Genomic DNA, 24537 nt, shown 5'->3' on the forward strand with positions numbered 1-24537 from the left:
TTAAGCTAAATGCATCCTCTTCTTTCTATATTTAGGTGATTTATGTCGATAACGCTAGTTTCCCGCAAACCTTTCATCGCACGCAAACTCACTTTGCTAGTCGCTACTGTATTTTGTAGCGCTTGCGGTGGCGGTAGTGCAAGTAGCAATCCAAATCCTGGCACTCCAACTACACCTGGTACGCCTGGCAGCACTTGCTCGGTGACGCAATTAGAATCAGATATGAACACTCAATTGGCGCAGTTGGTCAGCGACACTGATTTCTCATTTGGTGTTGAACGTGACGATGGTCGCCGTTACGTCTACCAACGAGGCAGCTCGCGTATGCAGACGTCATATGAATCCGCCTCCACGTCCAAGCTAGTTAGCGCTGTGATTATTTTGCGTTTAGTGGAACAAGGCTATCTTAAATTGGAAGATAAGCCGCAAGACCGCATCGCCACTTGGCCAATTACGACGAGTTCGCCATTAGCAACGATGAACTTAGCGAACTTGTTGAGTTTCACTTCTGGTTTAACTGAAGAGCCTTTATGTGTGAATGCTGGCTTCATCAATTTTGAATCTTGCGTCAACACCATCGCAAACGCTAACGCGAGCAATCAAATCACTCCAGGCAGTGAATTCTATTACGCCAGCACGCATCTGCAAGTGGCTGGCTTAATGGCGATCAAAGCGCGCGGTGTGCCTTCGTGGCAAGAAGTTTTCAGTGAGTTTAAACAACAGACAGGATTGTTTAAAAATGCGAGTTATGACTTACCTTCATTAAACAATCCACGCTTGGCGGGCGGTATGCATTGGACAGGAGAAGAATATCTCGACTTTCTCTCTGCGCTCAAAAAAGGACGCCTGCTGAACGCGACCTTAATGTCACAGTTACTGGTAGATCGCACCGCGACGGCAAAGCTTGTTTACTCACCTGCTGCTGCGTTGGGAGAGGTATGGCATTACGGTCTCGGTTATTGGCATGAATGTCAAAGCACCAGTTTTAACTGTGCACCAGCGACACGTATTTCCAGCCCGGGCGCTTATGGCGCTTACCCATTTTGGGACAGAAGCAAATCCTATGTCGGCATACTCGCTAGACAAGGAGAGCTCGGTACATTTACAAAAGGCGCGGCATTGGAGCGAGCGATACGACCTAAGGTAGAGGCTTGGTTGGCTTGTGCGGGGTGATGGGTATTTGCATCAAACGAGTCAACAAGTTGCCTCATTGAGTCTCATCCCTGTACCGTATAACAGCTTCGCTAATAACAAATGCACGTCTGACAAATGAGAAAACAATGTACTGACATCTTCCGTAGACAGCACGACTGGCAAGCGATGACTGCTACGAGGTTTACCAATCTCAGTGAGCCAAGGCAGATCAATACGAAGAACGTGTTTGTATAAAAATAGAAGTGCGGCCAGTGCTTACTTGTGCTTGCTTATGCGTCGATGTCGATGCAGTTTTCTCATTGGCGAGATAACTCAAAAAAGGCCGCCGCTTCTACCGCCCCCATGTCTTTGGGATGCCTAAGTTGATGAAAGCGAATATAGGATCGACACCAATACACATACACTTGTTCAGTGCTGGCGCTATAGTGTTTATACCAAATTGCTTCCTTGACGCGATCCAGAAGCTTGGTAGAATGCAAAGGGATTGCAGTGTCGGTTTTCATAGAAAATTAATACTGATTAAATATACGGTATATCTATGAAGAGCCTTACTGCAAAAGGGTTTTAAGAATATTTTTAAAATTTTTATGCGAACTGTGTCGGTTTTATTCGACAAACGGTCGCGGAAAACAAGTTAGACATCTTTAGTACAGGGAGGTACTGTGGAGCACATTGAGAAAGTCATCATCGGCTTGATTCTCTTTATCGTGACTTCGGTAGTGGCGTACTTGTTCCGCATGCGCCAGCTGTATGCCGCCGCCCCAAAGCTGTATCGGCATGCCCCAATTTCTCGCGCGGGGTCTCTATGCGAACTTATCGTTTACAACAAAGGAAATCAGGCGGAGGAAAGCATCCAGGTGGCGCTTGATCCTGATCTAAAGCTCGAACTTCTTGCCTCTAGCTCAAGCGATATCAGTCTTGAGTCAGCCACCCTCAAAGTTGACAGGCTGCACAAAGGCTGTGAGGCGTCCGCAATGTTGCTTGTGGAGAACGGCCTTCTAGATCACACAAAGATTCTTTCCGTTTCATCCAAGGCCAAGAAGGGAACGGTCTGCAAGAAGGTCTCCGACGTACCTCCGAACTTCGCGCTCACGTTTCTCTTTTTTGCATTCCTGATCGGCTTTTTCCCAGCCATGATCTACGGCATCAAGGTCTATGAGTCACTCAACGCTAGCTACGTCGAATATCGACTCCGAGAGCCCTATAAAGCCGGATGGTCCAACTTGGCAAGCTACCACGCGTCTGACCTGCGCACGAGCTACAGCGATCAAGAGTTTCCTATTCGAGCATCCAGCCGCCAAGCAGAATCAAGCAAGAAGACCGACCTTACCTTTGAGGTCTACAACAAGACCGCTCTTCCGATGACGGTCTATGTGGATCTTCAAGGCAAGCGAGAGATCGGCTCGCCCTACTTCGCTAGCGTTGAGGTGGCTCCCATGTCCAAGGGGACACTTGCCGTAAGAGAGCCGGAGCCATCAAGTGAAGCGTCCCCGTCAAAGCTAGAGTTCTCAATCAAGTCCGGAAGCGAGTTTGTGCACGGGTTACTGTTCGAGTCGGCGCGAAAGTAGGCGCGATTTTTTAACGACCCGAGATGTCTAACCACTCCATCGAGAGGACGCCACAAGGGCTGCGCCCTTACGTCGCCTCTCATGTCAAACGTTAGGCCGCATATGACACGACGTTCTCTCTGGCGCGTTACGAAAGAACTGAACGCCGATGGGCGACTTGCGCTCTTTGTCGGAGCAGGAGTCTCCATGGGGTGCGGCCTGCCTGGGTGGGGCGAACTTGTCTCGCGCGTGCTGAAAGCAACCTGGAATGATCAGCCTGAACTCGCAGCACTCCTGCTTAGAGACAAGAACATTCTCGCCGCCCGATATGCGCGACAGAAGGCTGGCGCCAAGTTCAATCGCATCGTTCACGGAGCTCTGTACCAGGACGACGTCGAGCTTTCGCGATGCATATGGGCTATCGCACGGTCGGGAGTGCGTCAGATCTGCACATTCAACTTCGATGACTTGCTCGCCGAGGCACTACTCACCGAGGGACGAGAGTGCGTCATTGCTACACCGGACGAACCCTTTCAAACAACGCATGAAGGCAGCACGGTCTATCACCTGCATGGCATCCTGCCGCGTTTGTACAGGGATGGCGAACTCGATGCCGCCAAGATCGTCTTCTCAGAAGACGACTATCACAACCTGTACTCTGACCCGTACTCTTGGGCGAACATTGCTCAACTCTCACTGCTTACGAGCAAGTCAGTCCTTTTCGTAGGGCTGTCGATGCAGGACCCGAATCTGCGTCGGCTGATCGACATATCACGTGGAAGGGGTTTCACTAATCAACACTTCGCGGTTTTTCGAGATCCGACCGCTCGATGCTCGCCTGCTGATCTTGAAGAGTACAAGCGTCTGCGCAAGCTCATCGAGATAGACATGAAGAGCTTGGGGGTTGCGACATGGTTCGTCGACTCTCATGAGAAGGTTGCTGAAATCATCGAGACAATCGCAGTTGAGCCATCATCGAACTTGAGCGTGAATGTGGCCTAACCCCTCGCTCAAGCTGAGCGTTAAGCATCAGGAAACCGGCATGTTTGAAATATTTAGAAAGAAAACTTCTATCGCAACGAATAAATTGTTTCGAATAACTTTGCATATTGGACGCGGATCAAACACGGAAATGCCTGCACACCTTGTCGGAGCATTTGTTCCTGTTTTTGTAGGCGCGATTGATCACGAGTCGGCCGCAATCATGGCCGTAAAAAGTTTGACAAAGAACGGATACGAGTTTATTGATATAGCTGATGGAAAAATTGACGAACTCGATCCCAATAAATGGAATATTTTTGTAAGCGAGGCTTGGTCAGATTACGCATCAATCTTTCCGACTCAAGAAAAGGTGCTTGCTGATCTTTCCAACGAGCTTTTTTTCACTGGACCATTTTCAAGTTATGAAAGCAATAAAACGGCTTAACAAGTCGGTCGGCTAGGGAGCGCCAATGGCGGTTTTCGTATTTGTTAATTTTCTGGTGTTGGCGATCCCGGCACCTCTGCGCGAGGTACAAATTGGTAGCGTACCGACCAGAAACTATCAACGCTGCTGAGCGTGTCGTGATGTTAAAAGACGGGCTTGCATTGGAAGTTCGTACCGCAGCGAACTCCGCCGCAAATAGTCATGTTGCGAAGGGCGAAGAGGAAGCTTTGGTGGCATGATTGATTTCAGCGCGAAGGCTATTCATCCGATTAAAATTCAGCTATGGTTATTGAATTCTGATTAACGATATTGGCGAGCAAGATGGATAAAACATTTTTTTTACCTGCGCAGACTTTGGTGCTCTTTCTATTGTCAATGTCTTTGCTGCCTTGGCTGCTTAAACGAGGCTATTGGGCTTTGTCAGTGATCCTACCCTTATCTGTCTTTTTGATTTTTGCACTACTCAATCCCAATAATTTCGATTTTATTCAACGGCTTTGGCGTGGATTGGGAATCGGGATCGTTAGTGTGGCATCGGGTTTTGCGTTCTTCTATCTATCGAAACGTACAACGAAAAATTCGAAGTCGTAAAGATAAGCGTGAAGTAAAGCTTCTTTGAAGTTCTTGCGCTGCACGTGCTATTTCTACTTACGTAGGATAGCGTTCACTTTGTCTATCTAAAAAACGACCAGCCCGGTTCGCGGTTGGCTTCGCATTTGCCAATGCAATTTCACCATTGACGAGTACCCAATGTATGCCCGTTGCGGCTTGTTTTGGTGATGCAAACGTCGCTTGATCGGAGATGCTTGCTGGATCAAAAACGACTAAATCCGCCCAGCAATTAAGGGCAATACGCCCGCGTTGCTTTAGCCCAAAATAATCGGCGGATAGCGTCGTCATGCGACGTACTGCTTCAGTCAAAGTGAATAATTTTTTGTCGCGGCTGTAGTGTCCTAATACGCGGGGAAATGCGCCCCATAAGCGTGGGTGTGGATGGCTGTCGTGTGGTAATCCATCTGAACCTATCATGGTGTGTGGATAGCTCAAGACCCGTTCCACATCGTCTTCACGCATTTGAAAATACACAGCCCCAGCTGGATGCAAGCGGCGCGCTGCTGTCTTTTGATCGACTTGCCATTCGGCTGCGATGTCGGCCAGGTCGCGTCCTTGCATTTCTGGATGCGGTTGCGAGAAGCTAATCATGATGCGGATGACGCCATCGACATAATCGGGATCGAGCACGGTGGAACCTGCGGTGTAAGGGTAGGCGTCGAGTCCGACGGCCTGCGTTTTACGGCGCTCGGTCACGTAAGCTAATGTTTCTGCGGTGCGGCCCCAGTTGGCGGGGCCTGCGCATTTGTGATGCGAGAGGATAACGGGTAATTGTGCCTCTTTGCCCGCGTCACATGCTTCGCCTAAGGCATCGAGCACGCCATTGTATTCATCGCGAATATGCGAGGTATAAACGCCACCAGCAGCGGCACTAATTTTGGCTAAAGCGATGACTTCGGTATTGTCGGCGGCTTTGCTGGGCTGATAAAAAAGACCAGAACTAAAGCCCAATGCACCTGCATGCATGCCTTCGGCTAACAAGTCTTGCATGACCTTGATTTCGTCTTCTGTCGCGCCGCGCTGTAAATCGGCAACAGCATTCACACGCAAAGTGGAGTGACCAATCAGCATGCCAATATTCACTGCGGGCTGTGCTTGTTTCACTGCTTTGGCGTAGTCTTGTACGCTGGCGTAACGGTAGTCTTTTTGTGTGCCAATTAAGCTCAGCGGTGCTGGTGGTATTTTGTCGGCGAGCCACGGCGATAGGCTGATGCCGCAATTGCCCGTAATGACGGTCGTTACGCCTTGTGTGAGTTTGGGTAACATCGCTGGCGCATCGATGACTTCTCTATCATCGTGGGTGTGCACATCAATAAAGCCTGGGGCAACTACTAAGCCAGTGGCATCTAGAATTTCATATCCTTGCAAACTGAGTGCAAGGGCAATCGCGACGATCTTTTGATCGGCAATGCCGATGTCGGCACGGTAGGGTGCGGTGCCGCTGCCATCGATGACGTCGGCGTTGCGGATGATGATGTCGTAGGTTGGCTTCGTCATGGTTTTGGTGCCAATCAAAAATATGAAGTGGAGTGAATAACATCTCACAAACACAATTCAGAATAAAGGCTATTGAGATACTTCGGTTTTCTCCTTCCCCTTCAAGGGGAAGGTCGGGATGGGGATGGGTCTAATCGAGTAATTGACGATATTTCTTTCTCAAATCAAACCCATCCCCACCCTAACCCGCCCCTTGAAAGGGCGGGAACTTCATAACTCGTCGGATTGCAGCTAATTTTTAGTTTGAATAGTGTTTATGAAGCGTCACACACGTTTCGGTTTAGAAGAAAGTATTAATTGCAGATTGCACTTGATAGTTGTCATCAACTACTAGTATCACCGGCCATTTATCAAAAGTCGTACACGGATGAGAAATACCGCAGGTGATTAGGTCGCCGACTTGCAGGGTTTTGCAGATCTCGCTATCTTTTGGTAAACGCATATACGCATGTTGGTCATTCATTTTTTCTATCTTGCAGCCAACTGGCAAATCGATGGGTGCCGATGCATTTCCCGGTCTGTGTGTTTGTACTGGAAACGGTAAATCGATGTCATAAGACGCATCGCGTTTGCCCATCGTTAGGATCGCCAGATCAGGTTCTGGGCGCGATTGCACCATGCTCCAAACTTCTAAGGCTGGGCGTAAATTATCCACGTCAACGGCACTTTCTCGTGCCTGCATTTCATGCAGTAAGTGATGGTAGAAACCATGATCGTGGGTCACATAACAACCGCTACGCAAAATGGCAGTGACAGGACGCGATAGTTGCAATGCGTGTTCAAAACCGCGCCCAACCAAATCAAAATACGCCGAGCCACCAGCCGATAACAAGATGTTTTCGCTGCCGAATAAACGCTCAGCATCGGCTTGCTTGGTGAGCGTGATCAGATCATTGATGAAGGCTTTGACAGCGACTAAATCTTGATCTCGATGTTTGCCGACTAACAAACCTTCGTAGCCCTCAATCCCCGCTAATTGCAAATAAGGACTTTGATGAATCGCACGAGCGACCTCTAAGGCATCTGCTTGACTGCGGCAACCCGTGCGCCCACCTGCAAAGCCGAGTTCGACCAATAAAGGTAAGGGGCGATTCAGACCAGATGCTTGCACTTGCGCAGACATGCGGGCGACGCCATCGAGTGAGTCGGTTAAGGCGAAAAACGCAAACTCAGGATCAGCCTGCATTAATGCCAATATCGCTTGGGTATCGCTGCGGTTGATTAATTGATTGGCTAACAAAACACGCTTCACACCAAAGCGATGAGCTATCAAAGTTTGATTGACGGTCGCTAGCGTGATTCCCCATGCGCCATTTTTCAATTGCATATCGAATAGCTGTGGCGACATCGTGGTTTTGCCATGTGGTGCTAACACGACTTGCATGCTTGCGCAGAATTGCTTCATCCATTGCAAATTATGTTGCAAGGCGGATTGCTTCAATACCGCGACTGGGAAGCTTGTGTCAGCGTTCAAGACATTCCAATGTTGATTGGCAATGTCTTGTTGTTGCAAAGGCTTCGTTAATGCTAAGCCTTTGGTGCCGGGCTGTAGCATTTGGTGATTGAGCGAACTGAGATCAAGCGAACTGAGATTTGACATGGAGATTCAAGTAAAAAAAGTTTATTTCCAACTGGTGATCTTGTGGCCTTTGAGCGCATAGAACAAAATCATCGCATAGCAAGGCAACATCACCCAGTAAGCACTTTGTGCGCCGCTGGTATCGGAAAAGTGACCATACACCATCGGTAAAATTGCGCCACCCGCAATGCCCATGATTAATAGGGCAGATCCTGCCGCAGTGTACTTGCCCAAGCCTTCAAGCGCTAGAGGCCAAACTGCAGGCCAGACTAAGGCATTGGCAAAACCTAACAGTGCCAAGAACATGACGGAATTAGGAACGACGGGCACACCAGCCCAGCCAACTAAGGCTTGTGCGATGCTAGTGTCGTTAGACGAACTCATCGCGACACCAGCGGTGAAAAGGATGCCGCTTAAGGCCGACAAGATCAGTGCACTTTTTTGTGATAAAAATTGTGGGATAGCGACTACACCTAATAGATAGCCCAACACCATAAAACCCATGGTGTAAGAAGTGAGTTTCAAGAAATGTTCTACGCCAAGATGTTGTCCGTACAGACCTATCGTATCGCCAGCGATGACTTCAACACCGACGTAGGCAAACAACGTAATCGCACCTAATACTAACTGCGGAAATTGCAGCACGCCAAATCGAGTAGTACCACTATCGCTACCGTTGTCTTCATTCTCTAAATTGAGATCTGGTAAAGAAGAAAAATGAATGATCGCCATGAAGATCACTAAACCAATCGCCATCACAATATAAGGTGTTACCAAACGAGCGGCGAGATCGTCACGCAAAGCTTCACGTGCGACTTGATCCATCGCTGCCAATGCCGCCGTTGAGGTGGTACTTTGATCGATGCCAGATAAGATCAGCGCAGTAAAAACCATAGGCACAACAATGCCAGCCCCTTTATTAAATAAACCCATGATACTGATACGCATCGCCGCGCTTTCACGTGAACCTATGCAAACGATGTAAGGATTAATCGCTGTTTGCATCAAGGTCATGCCAGTGGCGAGTGTAAATAAGGCGAGTAAAAATAAGCCGTAGTAGCTGGTTTTTGCCGCTGGAATAAACATCAGCGCACCGATCGCCATGACACCAAGACTGGCGGTCATGCCGTTCTTATAGCCTATACGACTGAGCACCGCTGCAGATGGCAGCGCCATCACGGTGTAGGCAATGTAGAAAGCAAAGGTAACCCAGAGCGCTTGGAAGTCGTTTAGGTCGCAGACGATTTTGAGGAAGGGAATTAGAGAACCATTGAGCCAAGTCACGAAGCCGAGAATGAAGAAGAGTAGGGCGATGAAGAACATGGCGACTACGACTTGTTTTTTGGATTGGGTTGGTGCGTTGTTGGTCATGGTTTTTCCGTTTTTTGTGATGGTTCTCGGTGGGTTGAGAGTGTCTCTTTTGGTTTGTTGGTTGTATTTGATTACTTCTTCATATTTTTTAATGCTTCGATTGATCGACGTTCACAGGTCGGGTGTGGCCCGACAGCCAATTACCTTTTTTGCTTCGCCAAAAAAGGTAATCCAAAAAAGGCGACCGTAGACTCGTCCCTACGGGGTGCTTACGCTTCGCTTCAGCATAATTTGTGCAAGTCAAAAAATGGGGTGTTGCGAAAACTCGCTACGCTCAAACATTCGCAACCCTGATCCCATTTTCTGCCACGCACAAATTACATCGTCTCAAACGGGGGGAGGTCAAAAACAAAGTCAAAAACAAATTCAAAAGCAACGACCTACAACTGCAAGTAGAAAATTGAACGTCTGTCGGTATTGATTGTTTTGGTGTTGCCGTTGCTTTTGACTTTAATGCTGTTCCACTTCTGACACTGCCAATTGTGCTAGGCAGAAATGGGAAAAAGAGAGTCAGATGTTTGAGCGTAGCGAGTTTCTGACTCTCCCCATTTTTGTCTTGCACAATTGGGCACCCGAAGGGCAGTGGCAGCGTGGTCGCCTTTTTTGGGTTACCTTTTTTGGCGAAGCAAAAAAGGTAACTGGCTGTCAGGCCACACCCGACCTACAGACCGTGCAGCAACCCAACCCCTAAATCTCCTCCTGCGTCAACTCCCGAGCAAACACCTGATTCCCCGCCATCAATCCACCATCCACCGGCAATACCACCCCAGTAATCACACGCGCTGCATCAGACGCTAAAAACATGACAGCATCTGCAATATCCTCAGGCGTTGCAAAATCGCGCAATGGGTACCATTTCTTCAAATCCTCAAACACCTGTGGATTTTTATCTACGCGTGCTTGCCAAGCTTGTGTCTTAACCGTGCCTGGACAAACCATATTTGCCCGTATCCCAAAGCGACCAAACTCCATCGCCAGTGCCTTGGTATAACTGATTAAACCTGCCTTCGCCACGCTATACGCCGGATGCCCGAACGAGCTCATGCCGTTGACGCTGCCGATAATGACGATATTGCCTTTGCCCGCCGCTTGCATGGCTGGACGCACCGCTTCGACCGTATGGAAAGTCCCGTTTAAATTGAGATCCATGTCTTGCTTCCAACTTTCTTCGGTCGTGCTTTGCAAAGTCAATGCTTGGGCAGCGCCTGCATTGGCGACTAAGACATGAACATCGCCGTGGATTGCGACGGCTGCACTTAAAGCTTGTTTAAGTTGATTTGCATTGGTGATGTCGGCAAGTACGGCGGTGCATTTATCCGCACCAAGTTGCTCAACTAAATCGTTTAATTGCGCAGTCTCACGGTCTTGTGCATATACGTGATCACCTGCGTTCACGAAGGCTTGGCAGAGTGCGCGACCGATGCCTCCACAGGCGCCAGTGATGAGAATATTGCGTGTCATTTATGCTTGTTCCTTGAGCGTATTTGCTAGATGGTCGAGCTGATATTGCGGCAGTAGTCCATAGTTGTAAAACGCAAAATCCTTAATGCCTAAGGCTTGTATGCCTTTCATCGCCGGTGCTAAATCTGCGCCTTGATTGAGATCGGGTAAGCCTGGTCGTAAGATCGCGCGTATTTTTTCTGGCTTGCCAATTTGACGCAAGCTTTCCCATGCATCCGCGATGGCGCGACTGGCAGTCGGTTCGTAGAAAGGAATTTCAATATAGTCTGCGACTTCGGACAAAGCTTTTAGATCACTACCTTCGCTCCAGCAAGCCGCTGTTGGGCGTTGTACTGTCGGTATCACTGCCAGTTCGCAATTGCTTGGAATCGCAGCACGAATGGCGCTGACTAATTGGGTGACGCGATCTTGACGCATGCTGATGAAGGCTAACAGTTCAGGATCTGTCAAAAGTTCAGCTTGTGTCCAACTAGCAGCTTGATCTGCTTGTGCATCGGCGGGTAGTGCAAGGTAATTGCTAATATTGTTTTGCACGCGGGTTTGCAAGGCGTCGATGGCAATGCCTTTATCTTTTGCCGCTGATTTGCAGGCATCGCAGAAACACATGCCCAGCATATTGTCTAACCATGGATTGCTCGCCACCTGGGCAAATTCATGATGGTAGCCGTGGCCATAAGGCTGCCAGCCTGGGGTTTCTAAAACGATACTGTGCAATGCATGTTGATGGCTTAAATCTGTGCAGAGATTGACCGCGTAGTCAAACACTGCTGCCTGCATAGGGCAGAGACTATAAACATAAGGATCACCAAATGCATTTTTGACCGTGTATTGTGGAAACTCAGTGCCAAGGCGTGTGTTGTGAAGTAATACGGTCCAGCCATGTACTTTCAATCTGCCATCCTTCAACAGCGCTGGGAGTACCGCAAGTAGGGTTTCATCGCTGTGTGCTTGTGGCTGAATTTCGCTATAGCGTTGAAGATCAGGATCGAAATAGGTCACACCATCTTCAGGGAAAATCACGCGCGGTGGATTTTTTGCATGAGGGCGGATGAATTTGCCAGCATGATAGGCGGTTGCGACTGTCACATCCGTGATGCCCATGTTGAGCATATCATCGATGAATTGGGTGACACCAATGTCGGCGATATCCCAAGCATAAGTATAAAGAGAGCGGTAGGCCATCGTGTGGGCATCCTTGAGCTGGCGTTGTTGCTAATTTCAGTGGGATTACATCGGCTTGTAGGCAGTGACTTCAATCTCAACTTTGCAATCGACCATCATGGCGGATTGCACACAGGAACGGGCTGGTGGATTGTCGCCAAAATATTCGGTATAGATGCGATTGAAAGTCCAAAAGTCGCGTGTATCATCCAGCCATACACTCACTTTGACGACATCGCTTAATTCGCAACCCGCTAGCGCCAATACTTTCTTGACGTTTTCCATGGTGCGACGCGTTTGCGATTCGATGCCACCGGTTTCAATCTCGCCATTCTCTTTCATTGCCACTTGTCCAGAGCAAAACACGAAATCACCAGCGCGAACGGCGGGCGAGAAAGGTAGACGTTGACCGCCTGCACCTGATGGAATATTGCCGAAGCGGGTGATTTCTTTTGTCATGTTGTGCTCGTTAAAAATTTAATTGTTTCCGTTGTTGATTGTCGGGATGAAGCATACTTGCTTCGCGAGTTCTCGTCATTCACCGTCGTGCGGGTAAATTTCCCAATTTACTTTGTCTGATTCAATCACTTGATCAAGCCCCGTGCGGATGCAACTAGGATTGCGCCGCGTCCTGCGAGATGGGCTTGTGTTTCGTCTGAAACCACGGTGATTTTTCCAGAAAAATAATCATCGTTGTTGATGAGAATCGCTAGGGCTTCTTTCATGATCGGTTTGCCGCAGATGACAACTGGTGTGCCTGGCATCATTTTGATGGCCGTGCTGTTTTTTAATGTCAGTAAATCGGCACCAAGGATTGCACCTAGTAGAAAATTTGCACGGTCATTGCGCTCGTAGATCGTGAATTGATCAAGGGTACGTACATTGAAACATGTGCGCCCTAAACCTATGGTCTGCGCCGATTGCGCGCCAGCTAAGAGCATTTCTTGATTGATCGATGTCGCGAATTGCGAATCTAAAGATTGCGCCAAAATGGTATTGTGGGTGATCACATACATCAGTTCGCCAGCTAAAGTAGTGACGCAACCCGTGATGCGATTTTTATCGTCGATGCAAACAAACTTGGAATGTGAGCCTGGCATCACCATCATGGCGGGACCTGTCATGCCGAGTTGATCAATCACACTCATGACTTCGACTTCTTCGCCGCGCATCATGTCCATCGCTTCGCAATTATGTAAGCCGATGTTGTCGACCACATTACGCACGCCAGGGACAAACCAGATTGGTTTTGAAAACACTTCGGGAATCGTCACCGACACCATGCCACGTGCCAGTTGTTGCAAACCAGCGGGTGCCAATACATGAGGTAATTCAAATAAGCCGACATTGGAACTAATCATGCCAGAACCGATCACAAGATCGATTTGCTCTGCATCGACTTGCGCGCTCGCCAGCGTTTTGTTGATGGTATTGCGAACGCCAGTTTGTAGCTTTTCTCGGTTACCAGTGATGGCGGTGTCGCGTACACCAACCTCACAAGCCTCATGTGCCAGCACGTGATTGTCTTGCCATAAAGTGACGCGTGTATTGGTGGTGCCGGTATCGATGGTAATGATATGAGTCATGTCAAATAAGACCTAAATGAAATTGGGGTGTGCCGCACGACCTATCTTGGATTGATCGTACATTGTTCGTGTGAATGATGGTGTCATTCACATTGTCAATGTATGTCGTGAGTGCAACTTAATCAGATGTCTAGCAGCTTAACGGTGCAAGCATGAGTGAGCAAGCGAGGAATATTTGAGATGTCGTTAAAAAAAACTAAATGAAAAGCATTTTTCTCGCTGATCAGGCTGATAAGAAGCTTATCCTTGCTGCCTTTCCCTTGCTTGCGTGGTATACCGATGTGTTTGTTGTATTATTAAATTATTCATAAAATGCAGCTACATTTTACTTAATTTCTTGCGCGCGTCGGTTTTTGGGTACGACAATTAAATTTCAAGCTTTCATTAAGTTTTATTAAATGAAGTTCTGATATGGTATCGGTTTTCAACGAGGGTATTATGTCTAAACGTCTTCCACCATTAAACGCATTGAAGGTTTTTGAGGTCGCTGCACGGCGATTAAACTTCACGCGTGCGGCGGAAGAATTGCATGTGACGAATGCCGCTGTTAGCCATCAAATTAAATTACTGGAAGATTTTTTAGGGTTGGATCTATTTCAACGTAGCAATAATGTTTTGAAACTGACCGAGGCTGGCGAGCGTTATCTGCCGCGTATTCGCGAAGGTTTTAAGATTTTTCAACAAGCCACTGATACGCTGCTGAACGACAATAATGTCTTGCTTCGAGTGGGTGTGCCACCCTCATTTGGTTCCAAATGGTTAGTGCCACGGCTTTATCGTTTTCTCAATCGTCATCCACATATTCGTGTAGAAATCGTCTCAGAAGTGGATCGTAGTTATCGTGATTGTGATATCTCAATCGACTTTCGTCGCACGCAGTTTGCCGATTTTCGGATAGAGCCTTTTATCGCGACCGAAGTGTTTCCGGTGTGTAGTCCTGCAATCGCCAAAAATATGGTGCAACCGGCAGATCTCAGTAAGCAGACGTTATTGCATGAAGTCAGTGCCATGAATGATCCAGACTACCCAAGCTGGCAATCATGGTTTTCAACTTTAGGTGTGAATGATAAAGACGTGCGCAAAGGGCCTTTGTTTACCTTGGCGTTGATGGCTTTGCAAGCAGCGATTGATGGCCAGGGTGTGGCCTTAGGACAGGCTCTCTTGGTTGAATACGATATTGCTGCGGGTCGATTAGTGCGACCATTTAATGTCGAGACTCCATTACGTCTCGATTACTATTTGATCTACGCGGCGGATATGAAAGAGAACGCGGCATTTCAAGCTTTTCACCAATGGCTGATCAGCGAGGCACAATCGCGTTGATCCCGTTGACCGCCTTGTCGAAATCTTTTAAATAGAAGCGTGATAAGCATTACGCGCAATAGAAAGAAAAAATTCCATTGCGCGCAGGTTTCATTGGACGAATAAATTTACAAGACTGTGTTTAGACAAGTCATTTAATTTGTCACAGCGGTGTTATACCAATAGCGATCAGACGCAGAAGCCGTGCTGGCGTAGGTTCTAACATACGCACCGTTACCAGGCCAAGGATCGTTGATATACAAAGTCGCACCGTTATTTGTATAGCCTTTCACGACCACAAAGTGGCCGCCACCACCAGTCCATTGCCATAGCAAAACATACGGGCGATTCGCATTGATTTTTGCAGTGGAATTGGCTTGCGATAAACGACCAACTACAGACGAACTGACACCCCAACCGTTCAAAATATAGGTGATGGTATTGGTTGGCTTGGGTTGGTTGGCGGTGCTATTCCAATTAAATGTTGTATTGCCACAAGCGTAGTTGATGCCAATTGCGTAGTTCACCTCGGCACATTGACTAGGCGTCTTGCCGAAAAAATTGAGTACCATCTGACTGGCACCCGCCCAGCACCATTGGCTATGCTCTTGCACGCGCAAAGGTACATTCAAATTTTTAGTTTGTGCTGACGCATAACTGCTAACCGCCAACACACCTAGTATGGAAAGAATTTGTAAACGACGAATTATTTTTTTCATGTTCTTGTCTCCGGAACGAAATAAATTTGATGATCACGATCAAGATCTGTGATTTTTCAAATAGGTTATTGATGTTTTATTGCCAGGGCCTTGTTACTTAAGCTTCGCTGCTTACTTGCTAAAGCGTTCAAGATGATTGCGTACTGCATCTTGCAAGGCTGGCAGTACATCTTGGCTCGCTGCCAGAGGTGTATCCGCGTTGACACCTTGGATACTGCGCAAAGATTGACGGGCGGCGAGTAGCGGTGCAAAACGTGCGCGGCCTTCCATATCTTTTACTTCCATAAAATCAGCGGTTGCTTGATAAATACGGATAAAGCGGAAAGCATTTTTGCCCGCGTGATTTTGTGTTGATACGTGTACGTCTTGCGCTAATTTCGCCGCACCCGCACCATTCACTTGCCATTTACCATTGAGCTTTTCCAGTTCGAGCAGCGCTACTGGGTTTTTGTCTACCAGTACAACAAAATTCCAGACGCCAGTACCCATCAGCATTTGATCAAATGGTCTGCCACCGGCTAATAAGGTTTGTGGATGCGCGGAATACACCTCAAAGCCGAGTCCTAGCGTGGCGTTTTTCAATTCCGAAATATCATTCACATCGAAGGGAAAACCTTCGGGTAGTTCGCCATTTTTAATGTCTTTGCTGATGTCAGAAATTAATGTGCGTAAGCCAGCAGTCGCTGCATTACGCAAACCAGCTGGTTCTTTGGCGGCAGACGCTTTGGCGACTGCTTGTGCGTCAAAGGCAAGCCGTGTGCCGCTAGCACCTTGGGCGAAAGCAGGAATCGACGTCAACATGGCTATGCTGATCGCTAAAGTTTTCAAGGGAAATTTCATCGCTGTTTTCCTAGTTTAAATGTGTGGATAGATAAAACACCTGCGCAAAAAGGCAAAGCGTTTTTTGTTTGTCTACGGTTGGAACCTGCACACCGTGCTCGCATTACAAGGGATTTTTGATTGTGTAAAAGCTGACTTAAACGAAAAAGAACTATGCGGATTTATATGAAGTTCAATCGCAGTGACATGATTGCGTGGCGCATCTCTGGTGTCTTGTGTAAAAAGATGAAATTTTGACGTGTGAAATGACGTCTACACCAAATTTAAGACGTCATTCTGAATGAATACGAAAAGCACTATTAACTAAATCGATGTACTTGTCGCGCCACAAATGCTGAGTCGAAAAATTCAGCATTGACTGAAGAGGCGGGAGTGTCGGCAGAAAGCGCGGAGTTTGATACTTTTATGCAGGGATGAAATGTTGGCAGAGAATTGACGACGCTTGATGTTGCGTTGACTTGTGAACTGAATTGGTCTGAAGAACGCTCTGAAATCGCAGAGATACAGTTTTCAGACCAACTTCTAGGCCAAATAAGCGCAGGTCGGCTGCTTATTTATACTGCGGTCCCGTCAGTAAAAATCCACCACCTTGATAAATCGTTGTGATGTCATCTTTCTCAGGATAGTCACCGCTATCAGGGAATTTATGGGTAAACTGAGTTGAGCTATCTTTGGCTTGATAACCGAGATGGCTGGCGTAGCGATTATCCCACCAGCTTGCCGGATTATCTGACATGCCAAACGCAATCGTGTGACCTACGCGCGGCGTGAACAAGCAGCAGCGCAGCATTTCGACTAAATCATCGTAGCTAAAATAAGTCACCAGCATGCGCTTGTTGATTGGTTCAGGGAAAGAGGAGCCGATTCGCAGGCAGACGGTTTCAATGCCGAAGCGATCGTAATAATAGCGTGATAAATCTTCGCCGAAACATTTGCTAATGCCGTACATGCCGTCGGGGCGGCGTGGGCTATTCGCATCAATGTAGTCGGTCGTTTTGTAATATCCCACGGCGTGATTTGAGCTAGCAAACACCACACGTTTAACGCCAGCTTTGTGTACGGCTTCGTAGATATTGTAAGTGCCTTGAATATTCGCCGTCATGATGGCTTCAAAATTATTCTCGGTAGAGATACCGCCAAAGTGTAAGACCACATCGACACCCTCCATCAGCGCATGGACTGCAGCTTTATCTGCCAGATCGCATTGCACGACTTCTTCACCTGCTTGTGCTGCACCCATGTCACTAATATCGCTTAATCGCACGATCTCTGCCCAAGGTTTAATTCGCTCACGCAAGATGCGGCCTAGACCACCTGCTGCACCGGTTAATAAGATACGCTTAAATGGTTTTTGATTTGCTGTCATGGTCGTTCTCAACTAGTTTTTTGTGGTTATAAACTCCCTTTTCCCGTAAGCGAGAGAAGGGTGGGAATGAGGGACGTTCAGAACTGAGCACAGAGATGAGAAGTATCCACTTCAAAATCCCATCATCGATTTAGCTAGTTCTAATCGATGTCTCATTCTGAACCACCCTCACCCTAACCCTCTCCCGCATGCGGGAGAGGGGACTTATCACGGTGGTCACAAGTTTAAGTAATTGGCGCTGGATTAAACAACACCAGTGCATTATGCAACTTCCAATACTCAGCCCAGGTCTTTTTACCGCTGGCGACTTCTAACATGAAATGAAAAAGTTCCCAGCCCAATTCTTCAATCGTCGCTTCGCCGCTGGCGATACGGCCTGCATTGATATCCATCAGATCATGCCAGCGTCGTGCTAAATCGTTGCGCGTTGCGACTTTGATCACGGGTACGGCGGCTAAACCGTAAGGCGTGCCACGTCCCGTGGTGAAGATATGCAAGTTCATCCCCGCCGCTGTTTGTAATGTGCCACAGATAAAATCGCTGGCAGGCGTTGCGGCGTAGATTAAGCCTTTTTGTGTCAATTTTTCGCCGGGTGATAACACGCCAGTGATCGCTGCGCTGCCTGATTTCACGATAGAACCCATGGCTTTTTCAACGATATTCGACAGTCCACCTTTTTTATTACCTGGTGTGGTGTTCGCACTGCGATCAACTCCGCCGCGTTTCAAATACTGATCATACCAATCCATTTCACGGATCATCGCTTCGGCGATTTCTGGCGTCGCAGCACGTGAGGTCAATTGATCAATCCCATCACGCACTTCAGTTACTTCAGAAAACATTACGGTAGCGCCAGCACGTACTAATAAATCGGTCGCAAAGCCAACCGCAGGATTCGCAGTGACGCCTGAGAATGCATCACTACCACCGCATTGCACGCCGACGACTAATTCTGAAGCAGGGCAGGTTTCGCGTTGACGTTGATTCAGTTTGTCTAAATGTTTTTCAGCGGTTTGCATAATGCTGGTGATCATGCTTTGAAAACCGATATGGCCAGCATCTTGCAAACACACGACATCGGGTTCTGCTTGTTCTTGCGTCTGCGCCTGAATTGGAATTACTGACTTTGGAAACAGGCGCGTCGGTTGGAGTTTTTCACACCCCAAACTAACCACCATGGTCTGGCCGCCAAAGTTGGGATTGAGACTAATGTTGCGTACAGTACGAATTGGTATCATCGCGTCAGGAGCATCGATTGCCACACCGCAGCCATAGCTATGCTCAAGTCCAACGACATCATCGACGTTGGGATAGCGTGGCAACAACTCTTCTTTAATACGCTTCACCGCATAATCGACCACACCAGCGACACATTGCACGGTGGTGGTGATCGCCAAAATGTTACGGGTGCCAACACTGCCATCGGCATTGCGGAAACCTTGGAAGGTATAGCCTTCTAAAGCCGGCATCTCTGGTGCTTTGCGATTAGCAATCGGGAGATTCTGTAGTTCGCGCGCTGGCGGCAATTGCACTAGCGCTTCTTGTATCCAACTGCCTGCGGCGATGTCAGCTTGTGCATAACCAATCGTCACGTTATAGCGTGTGATCGCTTGATCTTTCGCGATCTCAATGAGTGCGACCTTATGCCCTTGCGGTATTGCTTCTCGTAGCATTAAGCCATTATTAAATTGCGTACCTGCTGGCAGGCCGCCGTCATTGACGACGATGGCGACGTTATCCTTTTCATGCATACGTATGAATAAGGGTGTCTGTGTATCTGCAGCCATCTTTTCCTCTCTTCCAGTCTTTTTATTCGTGGTTCTTTTTTGCCTTAATCACACATCATCTAATGAATGCTATCTATCTTTTAGTCACTGGTCTGACCAGTAGCTTTGATCTATTGTTACTTTCAAACCTCACAAAAGACACTTTATTACGACACATTAGGGATGCAGATTGGATGCACTTTGCCGCTTCATTCGCGTTGTTTTTCTTGGTAATTCTTTGGTGATCTTGATGGCTTAAGGAAAAAGATACGCTTATTACGAAATCTAATGCGATATCAATTTCGACTCTCTTCGGAGCTTTCTTGATGTGGCGAGTATGCCACCAAAAAAAATATTTGGCTAGTCCGCATTGCAAAATTGGTCTAACCACATTAGAATGGTCTTACCAAATGCGGCAAAATAGAGACAGCCTGAACTTGCTTTTGTTGCTTGTCAGTCTGTAGTTCGACAGTCGATCTATTTCTGCATACAGAAGAATTTGAGAGAGCGCGCACCTAGTCGAGCATGAGTAAAAAAGCCTATTCAGCAGCAACAGCAGAGCATGAACCGCGACTTTACCGGGTGGTAGCTAATCGCATTCAGGCTTTGATTGTTGAAACAGGTTTGCTTGCTGGTGATCGTTTGCCATCCGAGCGCGAGTTGGCGGCGCGCTTGCAAGTGAGTCGTGCTTCTTTACGCGAAGCTGTGCTGGCGCTGGAGTTGGGTGGTGTGCTCGAAGTGCGTGGTGGATCTGGTGTGTATTTGTGTGACGATACATTGGATGAGGTCATCCCTGAAGTTGGCCCAGGTCCATTTGAAGTTTTATCAGCACGTCGTTTGATTGAAGCAGAAGTGGCGGCAATCGCGGCACGCGTTGCCACTGACGGTGCGATTGATACGATTTGGAAAGCGGTATTGGAAATGGAAAAGCATCACCATAATCCAGCGAGCAATGAACAAGCAGATCGTGAGTTTCATTTGTCGATTGCGCGTGCTACTGGCAACAGTGCTTTGGTCGGTACCATGGAGTATTTGTGGAATCAACGCGGTAGTTTGTGGCATCGCTTGAAGGAACATTTTCAGACTGAAGAATTGCGTCAGCAAACTTTGGGTGATCATCGCCAAATTTTGCAGGCAATCGTTGCGCATGATCCTGCCGAGGCAAGACGTGCGATGCGTGCACACCTTGAACGCGTGACCAGAACGTTCTCGCGTGGCTAAGTGCTTCAGTGTAGCTAAACATGGTTAACGAGTAGTTGCGCTAATCAGGTAAAGAATTTGTAGTGAAAATTGACCGGTCAGACCTCGGTGCAGCAAGCCTGCCCTTCGTCGCGACGGCAACGGGTACGCGAGGTACTCCGACTAAGGTCTCACCATACAAAGAGAAAATACTCGGCGATGGATGGGCTTCAATTTAAAAAAATAGTAGGAGACAGTGATGCAAGTTAGTATGAAAAATCCAAAGAAATCACCAGTAAAACAATTGGCCTTGTCCGCAATTACCATTGCCGTCATGGGTCTGATGCAACAAGCTTCCGCGCAAGAACCCATGCGCGTTGAGGTAACCGGCTCTTCCATCAAGCGCCTGGCAAGTGAAGCATCTTTACCGATCACCAGCGTATCTGGTGAAGAATTTGAAAAGCGCGGCATGACTACCTTGGCAGATTTGATGATGGCATTGCCGCAATCAAATTCCTTAGCGCCGTCCAATGCAGGCTCTGGTACCAACATCAATTTACGTGGCTTGGGCGTGAATCGCACCCTAGTGCTGTTGAATGGTCGTCGTCTCGCAAACGAAGCGATTGCCGATGGTTATGCCAATCTGGATGTGATTCCCATGAGTGCGATTGCACGCGTTGAGATTTTGAATGACGGTGCATCGTCGATTTATGGCTCCGATGCGATTGGTGGCGTGGTTAACTTCATCACTAAGCGTGATTTCCAAGGCGCTACCATCACTGGTCAAATTCTTGACCCGCAACGTGATGGCGGTGGCGATGAGAAGCGTTTGAGTTTTACGGTAGGTGCTGGCGATTTGCAAAAAGATGGTTGGAATATTTATGCAACGATGGATGGATTACGTCGCAGTCGTTTGGCGGCCTCTGATCGTGCTGAGCTCACATCGAATGAATTATTAAGCAGTATTGGGCGCGCGCCTTCATTGGCAAGTGGTGGTTTTGCCAGCCCAGCAAACTTCACTATTCCTAGTAATAAATCATTTGCTGCTGCCAATCCGTACTACGCAAGCGGGTGCTTAGCACCATACTCAATTCAAGGTGGCAAGAATACCTGTGTCATTGATAATCGTAATTACAACACGGCGATTTATGGTCGTGAACAATTAACGTTTTTCGCCAAAGCGACAAAAAAAATCAGTGATGATCATATCTTTTCTATCGATTACTCACGCGGTCAAGGTCAGATTTTTGGCACTAAAATTCCAACCACGAGTCTGGCGGCGAATGGCGTGACTGCGTTATTGCCAGCGACAAGCAAATGGTATCCGGGTGGAAGCGGTGGAGTTCCAGCAGTCGCTGGTACCAATGGCGCGCCTTTGCTGGTGACTTGGAGCGTGGCTGATGCAGGCATGTATATCACGAAAGATGAGCAAATCAATCAGCGCTTAAATTTTTCCGATGAAGGTGTGATCGGTGGTTGGGACTACAAAGCAGGTCTGGTAATCGGTATCAGTGATCGCGTTGGTTATCTTGATTCTGGTTCTTTGGATGGTCCGAAATTATTGTCTGGAATTGCGAGCGGTGTGCTCAATCCTTTCGGCGTTCAAGACGCCACTGGTAAAGCTTACCTCGATAGTATTTCGCTCAACGGTCAGAAATTACGTGTTTCGCAAAGTACATTTACTGGTGTGGAATTGACGGTGAGTAAGCCGATTATGACCTTGTCAGCAGGTTCTGTTGGTTTGGCATTGGGGGCGGATTTTCATCGTGATACGACGGAAGACGTGAAGACGGATGTTGGTTTGGCGGCGACTTATGCTGCTTCGACGCCATCACGTGGTCAGGGTTCGCGCAATGTGGCAGCATTGTTTGCGGAGTTGGAAATTCCAGTGACAAAAACCTTGAACGTCAATCTCGCTTTGCGTGATGATCACTTCAGTGATTTTGGAAATACACTCAATCCTAAAGCGAGTTTCCGTTATCAACCAAATTCCAGCATCATGTTCCGCGGCTCGGCAAACACAGGTTTCCGTGCGCCGACTTTGTTTGATCGCTATGGCTATCGTCTTCCGGGTGCCACTACGACCACTTCATCGAACTGGGATGATCCTTTGCAGTGTCCAAGTGCGACACCAGCAATCGCGAATACAGGTAAGCCTTTGCCAGGTTTGGTGGCAGCGACAGTGTGTAACGTCAAGTTACCAAAACAAACGGGTAGTAATGCAGAGTTAGTTCCAGAAACTTCCGTTGGTGGTACTTTAGGTGTGGTGTTAGAGCCAATGAAAAATCTGACCATGTCTTTCGATTACTGGCGTGTAAATATGGACGACATGCTGGCGAATTTACCTGAACAAGCTTACTTCTTAAATCCAACGAAGTACGCTGATTTCTTCGTGCGTGATGCGACAGGTAAATTGTTGTACATCAAAAACACCACGATGAATTTGGGCGGACAAAAAGCCGCAGGTATTGACGTTGCGACGAATTACACTTTCCCAAAATCCGATTTGGGGACTTTCAAGGTGCAATTGAACGGCACGTATTTGACGCAATTTGATAATCAGTTAGAGAAGGGTGGAGAGTTTGTTTCTAATATCGGCCGTTTCGGTTTGGCGAGCAATGGTACGACTAGTAGTTTGCCGATCATCACTTTCCGTTGGAAACACAATTTGGCTTTGTCCTGGTCTAAGGGCAACTGGACTTCTCAGCTGACTCAAAACTACAACACTGGATACTACGATCAAAACTTGGTTGCGGCGCAGTACCATCGTGATATTGAGCAGTACACGGTGTACAACTTTACGATGAGTTATAAAGGCTTTAAAAACCTGAGTATCGTATTCGGTGTGAATAATTTGTTCGATGTGAATCCGCCTGTTACCAATCACAGTGGTTACAACGGTTATTTAAGTAGTGCTGCTAGCCCTATCGGTCGCGCCTTTAATACGCGTGTGACTTATACTTTTTAAGCTTGGATAGTACATTTCAGGTTCGGACATGAGACAAGCCCGGTATTCAAGTTGATCACACTGATCGAACTGATACCGGGCTTTTTTGATTGCCCATCAATACAATAGCGTCGGGTTTTCGTGAAACATCAATCGAAGACCTGATTGCAACAATGGATTCAATATGAAACATCTCTCTTTTACAAGTCGTCTTCGTACTTTTCTTCGTGTTGGTAGCTTTAGTATCGCGCTGCTTGCGAGCAGTGTCGTCAACGCTCAAATGCAAACCACGGCAGCAAATCCTCAATTACGGGTGATACTCGTAGGCGACTCGACTATGGCGACAAAAAGTGGTTATGGCGATGCCCTATGCGCGCGTTTTAAACCAGAAGTCGATTGTGTGAATTTGGCGCGCGGTGGCCGTAGCTCGGGTAGTTTTCGAGCGGAAGGTTTATGGAATCGTGTGCAAGAATTATTGACGCAATCGGCTAGTAGCGGCATCACAAGCTATGTCTTGATTCAATTTGGCCATAATGATCAACCGGGCAAGCCCGGGCGTTCAACTGATTTGGTGACAGAGTTTCCGATGAATATGGCACGCTATGTGAACGAGGTAAAACAATGGGGTGGTGTGCCTGTTTTGGTCACTCCACTGACACGTCGTAGTTTTCGTGAAGGCGTACTAGAAAACAATTTAAAACCTTGGGCAGACGCCATTGAAAAAGTAGCGCAGCAAACGCAGGCTGTACTGTTACCACTGAATGCAGAAAGTCACGCTGCCGTGCAAGCGATGGGGGAAGCTGAGGCTGATACCTTGGCGGTTGCACCACCGCCGCCAAAAGTTGAGGCGACTGCCTCGTCGGATCCAAATAAACTAGAACCACAAGGTGCAGCGAAATCGGCTTTTGATCGTACGCATGTCGGTGTCAAAGGCGCAGCCTACTTTGCCAATATGGTCGAACGTCAATTGCGTCAACATCTTGCGGCCATCAGCGTGTTCTTCAAACTAGCTGGAGAATAATC

23 protein-coding genes are annotated in these 24537 nt (G+C 47.7%); 11 read left to right on the plus strand and 12 right to left on the minus strand.

Annotation, left to right across the window (positions count from 1 at the left end; all coding sequences use genetic code 11):
- Nucleotides 1-42 precede the first annotated feature (42 nt).
- Nucleotides 43-1173, plus strand: coding sequence for a serine hydrolase (locus tag H8K33_RS08295; RefSeq protein ID WP_222613356.1), 1131 nt, complete (start codon nt 43-45; stop codon nt 1171-1173).
- 278 nt (nt 1174-1451) lie between these two features.
- On the opposite strand, the gene H8K33_RS08300 is transcribed toward H8K33_RS08295, so the two are convergent.
- Complete coding sequence (locus tag H8K33_RS08300) at nt 1452-1658, minus strand: phage integrase N-terminal SAM-like domain-containing protein (protein ID WP_186890561.1); 207 nt, start codon at nt 1656-1658, stop codon at nt 1452-1454.
- Between the two features lie 159 nt (nt 1659-1817).
- On the opposite strand from H8K33_RS08300, the gene H8K33_RS08305 reads away from it, so the two are divergent.
- The 5 genes from H8K33_RS08305 (at nt 1818) to H8K33_RS08325 (ending at nt 4719) form a co-directional block, all read left to right on the plus strand.
- Nucleotides 1818-2723, plus strand: a complete 906-nt coding sequence (locus H8K33_RS08305; protein ID WP_186890562.1) for a hypothetical protein — start codon at nt 1818-1820, stop codon at nt 2721-2723.
- Between the two features lie 102 nt (nt 2724-2825).
- Nucleotides 2826-3704, plus strand: a complete 879-nt coding sequence (locus tag H8K33_RS08310) for an SIR2 family protein (protein WP_186890563.1) — start codon at nt 2826-2828, stop codon at nt 3702-3704.
- Nucleotides 3705-3744: 40 nt separating this feature from the next.
- Nucleotides 3745-4128, plus strand: a complete 384-nt coding sequence (locus tag H8K33_RS08315; RefSeq protein ID WP_186890564.1) for a hypothetical protein — start codon at nt 3745-3747, stop codon at nt 4126-4128.
- Nucleotides 4129-4220: 92 nt separating this feature from the next.
- The gene (locus H8K33_RS08320) at nt 4221-4367 is read left to right on the plus strand and encodes a hypothetical protein (RefSeq protein WP_186890565.1); all 147 of its coding nucleotides are present in this window, start codon (nt 4221-4223) and stop codon (nt 4365-4367) included.
- An 82-nt stretch (nt 4368-4449) separates the two neighbouring features.
- The gene (locus H8K33_RS08325) at nt 4450-4719 is read left to right on the plus strand and encodes an FUSC family protein (protein ID WP_186890566.1); all 270 of its coding nucleotides are present in this window, start codon (nt 4450-4452) and stop codon (nt 4717-4719) included.
- 57 nt (nt 4720-4776) lie between these two features.
- Here H8K33_RS08325 and H8K33_RS08330 read toward each other — a convergent pair whose 3' ends face one another.
- From H8K33_RS08330 to H8K33_RS08360, 7 genes are all read right to left on the minus strand, one after another.
- Nucleotides 4777-6237, minus strand: a complete 1461-nt coding sequence (locus H8K33_RS08330) for an N-acyl-D-amino-acid deacylase family protein (protein ID WP_186890567.1) — start codon at nt 6235-6237, stop codon at nt 4777-4779.
- 280 nt (nt 6238-6517) lie between these two features.
- On the minus strand, nt 6518-7837 hold the full coding sequence (locus tag H8K33_RS08335; RefSeq protein ID WP_186890568.1) for an amino acid deaminase: 1320 nt from the start codon (nt 7835-7837) through the stop codon (nt 6518-6520).
- Between the two features lie 21 nt (nt 7838-7858).
- On the minus strand, nt 7859-9187 hold the full coding sequence (locus tag H8K33_RS08340) for a sugar MFS transporter (RefSeq protein WP_186890569.1): 1329 nt from the start codon (nt 9185-9187) through the stop codon (nt 7859-7861).
- A 687-nt stretch (nt 9188-9874) separates the two neighbouring features.
- Nucleotides 9875-10648 carry an SDR family oxidoreductase gene (locus tag H8K33_RS08345; RefSeq protein ID WP_186890570.1) on the minus strand — a complete coding sequence of 258 codons (774 nt, stop codon included), beginning with the start codon at nt 10646-10648 and terminating at the stop codon, nt 9875-9877.
- A complete protein-coding gene (locus tag H8K33_RS08350) occupies nt 10649-11830 on the minus strand; it encodes a hypothetical protein (RefSeq protein WP_186890571.1) in 1182 nt (393 codons plus the stop codon).
- A 45-nt stretch (nt 11831-11875) separates the two neighbouring features.
- The gene (locus tag H8K33_RS08355) at nt 11876-12268 is read right to left on the minus strand and encodes a RidA family protein (protein WP_186890572.1); all 393 of its coding nucleotides are present in this window, start codon (nt 12266-12268) and stop codon (nt 11876-11878) included.
- A 125-nt stretch (nt 12269-12393) separates the two neighbouring features.
- On the minus strand, nt 12394-13395 hold the full coding sequence (locus H8K33_RS08360; protein WP_186890573.1) for a 2-dehydro-3-deoxygalactonokinase: 1002 nt from the start codon (nt 13393-13395) through the stop codon (nt 12394-12396).
- Between the two features lie 438 nt (nt 13396-13833).
- Between H8K33_RS08360 and gcvA the strand changes: the two genes are divergently transcribed.
- The gene (gene gcvA, locus H8K33_RS08365; protein WP_186890574.1) at nt 13834-14718 is read left to right on the plus strand and encodes a transcriptional regulator GcvA; all 885 of its coding nucleotides are present in this window, start codon (nt 13834-13836) and stop codon (nt 14716-14718) included.
- A gap of 134 nt (nt 14719-14852) precedes the next feature.
- On the opposite strand, the gene H8K33_RS08370 is transcribed toward gcvA, so the two are convergent.
- The 4 genes from H8K33_RS08370 to garD form a co-directional block, all read right to left on the minus strand.
- Nucleotides 14853-15416, minus strand: a complete 564-nt coding sequence (locus tag H8K33_RS08370) for a papain-like cysteine protease family protein (RefSeq protein WP_186890575.1) — start codon at nt 15414-15416, stop codon at nt 14853-14855.
- Nucleotides 15417-15527: 111 nt separating this feature from the next.
- A complete protein-coding gene (locus H8K33_RS08375) occupies nt 15528-16256 on the minus strand; it encodes a hypothetical protein (protein WP_186890576.1) in 729 nt (242 codons plus the stop codon).
- A gap of 550 nt (nt 16257-16806) precedes the next feature.
- Complete coding sequence (locus tag H8K33_RS08380) at nt 16807-17622, minus strand: NAD-dependent epimerase/dehydratase family protein (protein WP_186890577.1); 816 nt, start codon at nt 17620-17622, stop codon at nt 16807-16809.
- A gap of 224 nt (nt 17623-17846) precedes the next feature.
- Complete coding sequence (gene garD / locus H8K33_RS08385; protein WP_186890578.1) at nt 17847-19409, minus strand: galactarate dehydratase; 1563 nt, start codon at nt 19407-19409, stop codon at nt 17847-17849.
- A 504-nt stretch (nt 19410-19913) separates the two neighbouring features.
- Here garD and H8K33_RS08390 point away from each other — a divergent pair.
- From H8K33_RS08390 to H8K33_RS08400, 4 genes are all read left to right on the plus strand, one after another.
- Nucleotides 19914-20609 carry a FadR/GntR family transcriptional regulator gene (locus H8K33_RS08390; protein WP_186890579.1) on the plus strand — a complete coding sequence of 232 codons (696 nt, stop codon included), beginning with the start codon at nt 19914-19916 and terminating at the stop codon, nt 20607-20609.
- Nucleotides 20610-20671: 62 nt separating this feature from the next.
- Complete coding sequence (locus H8K33_RS20080) at nt 20672-20806, plus strand: hypothetical protein (protein WP_281387309.1); 135 nt, start codon at nt 20672-20674, stop codon at nt 20804-20806.
- Between the two features lie 20 nt (nt 20807-20826).
- A complete protein-coding gene (locus H8K33_RS08395; protein WP_186890580.1) occupies nt 20827-23535 on the plus strand; it encodes a TonB-dependent receptor plug domain-containing protein in 2709 nt (902 codons plus the stop codon).
- A gap of 163 nt (nt 23536-23698) precedes the next feature.
- The gene (locus H8K33_RS08400) at nt 23699-24535 is read left to right on the plus strand and encodes a rhamnogalacturonan acetylesterase (RefSeq protein WP_246443446.1); all 837 of its coding nucleotides are present in this window, start codon (nt 23699-23701) and stop codon (nt 24533-24535) included.
- The last annotated feature ends 2 nt before the right edge of the window (nt 24536-24537 follow it).

The sequence above is a fragment of the Affinundibacterium amnicola genome (assembly GCF_014284275.1).
In the GTDB taxonomy this organism is placed as follows: Bacteria; Pseudomonadota; Gammaproteobacteria; order Burkholderiales; family Burkholderiaceae_D; genus Undibacterium; species Undibacterium amnicola.

Coding starts and splice junctions, on each gene's coding strand:
- H8K33_RS08335 (WP_186890568.1), bottom strand. CDS start 7,837: ATGTCAAATCTCAGTTCGCTTGATCTCAGTTCGCTCAATCACCAAATG.
- H8K33_RS08390 (WP_186890579.1), top strand. CDS start 19,914: ATGAGTAAAAAAGCCTATTCAGCAGCAACAGCAGAGCATGAACCGCGA.
- H8K33_RS08400 (WP_246443446.1), top strand. CDS start 23,699: ATGAAACATCTCTCTTTTACAAGTCGTCTTCGTACTTTTCTTCGTGTT.
- H8K33_RS08355 (WP_186890572.1), bottom strand. CDS start 12,268: ATGACAAAAGAAATCACCCGCTTCGGCAATATTCCATCAGGTGCAGGC.
- garD (WP_186890578.1), bottom strand. CDS start 19,409: ATGGCTGCAGATACACAGACACCCTTATTCATACGTATGCATGAAAAG.
- gcvA (WP_186890574.1), top strand. CDS start 13,834: ATGTCTAAACGTCTTCCACCATTAAACGCATTGAAGGTTTTTGAGGTC.
- H8K33_RS08330 (WP_186890567.1), bottom strand. CDS start 6,237: ATGACGAAGCCAACCTACGACATCATCATCCGCAACGCCGACGTCATC.
- H8K33_RS08360 (WP_186890573.1), bottom strand. CDS start 13,395: ATGACTCATATCATTACCATCGATACCGGCACCACCAATACACGCGTC.
- H8K33_RS08370 (WP_186890575.1), bottom strand. CDS start 15,416: ATGAAAAAAATAATTCGTCGTTTACAAATTCTTTCCATACTAGGTGTG.
- H8K33_RS08325 (WP_186890566.1), top strand. CDS start 4,450: ATGGATAAAACATTTTTTTTACCTGCGCAGACTTTGGTGCTCTTTCTA.
- H8K33_RS08345 (WP_186890570.1), bottom strand. CDS start 10,648: ATGACACGCAATATTCTCATCACTGGCGCCTGTGGAGGCATCGGTCGC.
- H8K33_RS08340 (WP_186890569.1), bottom strand. CDS start 9,187: ATGACCAACAACGCACCAACCCAATCCAAAAAACAAGTCGTAGTCGCC.
- H8K33_RS08315 (WP_186890564.1), top strand. CDS start 3,745: ATGTTTGAAATATTTAGAAAGAAAACTTCTATCGCAACGAATAAATTG.
- H8K33_RS08310 (WP_186890563.1), top strand. CDS start 2,826: ATGACACGACGTTCTCTCTGGCGCGTTACGAAAGAACTGAACGCCGAT.
- H8K33_RS08375 (WP_186890576.1), bottom strand. CDS start 16,256: ATGAAATTTCCCTTGAAAACTTTAGCGATCAGCATAGCCATGTTGACG.
- H8K33_RS08295 (WP_222613356.1), top strand. CDS start 43: ATGTCGATAACGCTAGTTTCCCGCAAACCTTTCATCGCACGCAAACTC.
- H8K33_RS08395 (WP_186890580.1), top strand. CDS start 20,827: ATGCAAGTTAGTATGAAAAATCCAAAGAAATCACCAGTAAAACAATTG.
- H8K33_RS08300 (WP_186890561.1), bottom strand. CDS start 1,658: ATGAAAACCGACACTGCAATCCCTTTGCATTCTACCAAGCTTCTGGAT.
- H8K33_RS08350 (WP_186890571.1), bottom strand. CDS start 11,830: ATGGCCTACCGCTCTCTTTATACTTATGCTTGGGATATCGCCGACATT.
- H8K33_RS08380 (WP_186890577.1), bottom strand. CDS start 17,622: ATGACAGCAAATCAAAAACCATTTAAGCGTATCTTATTAACCGGTGCA.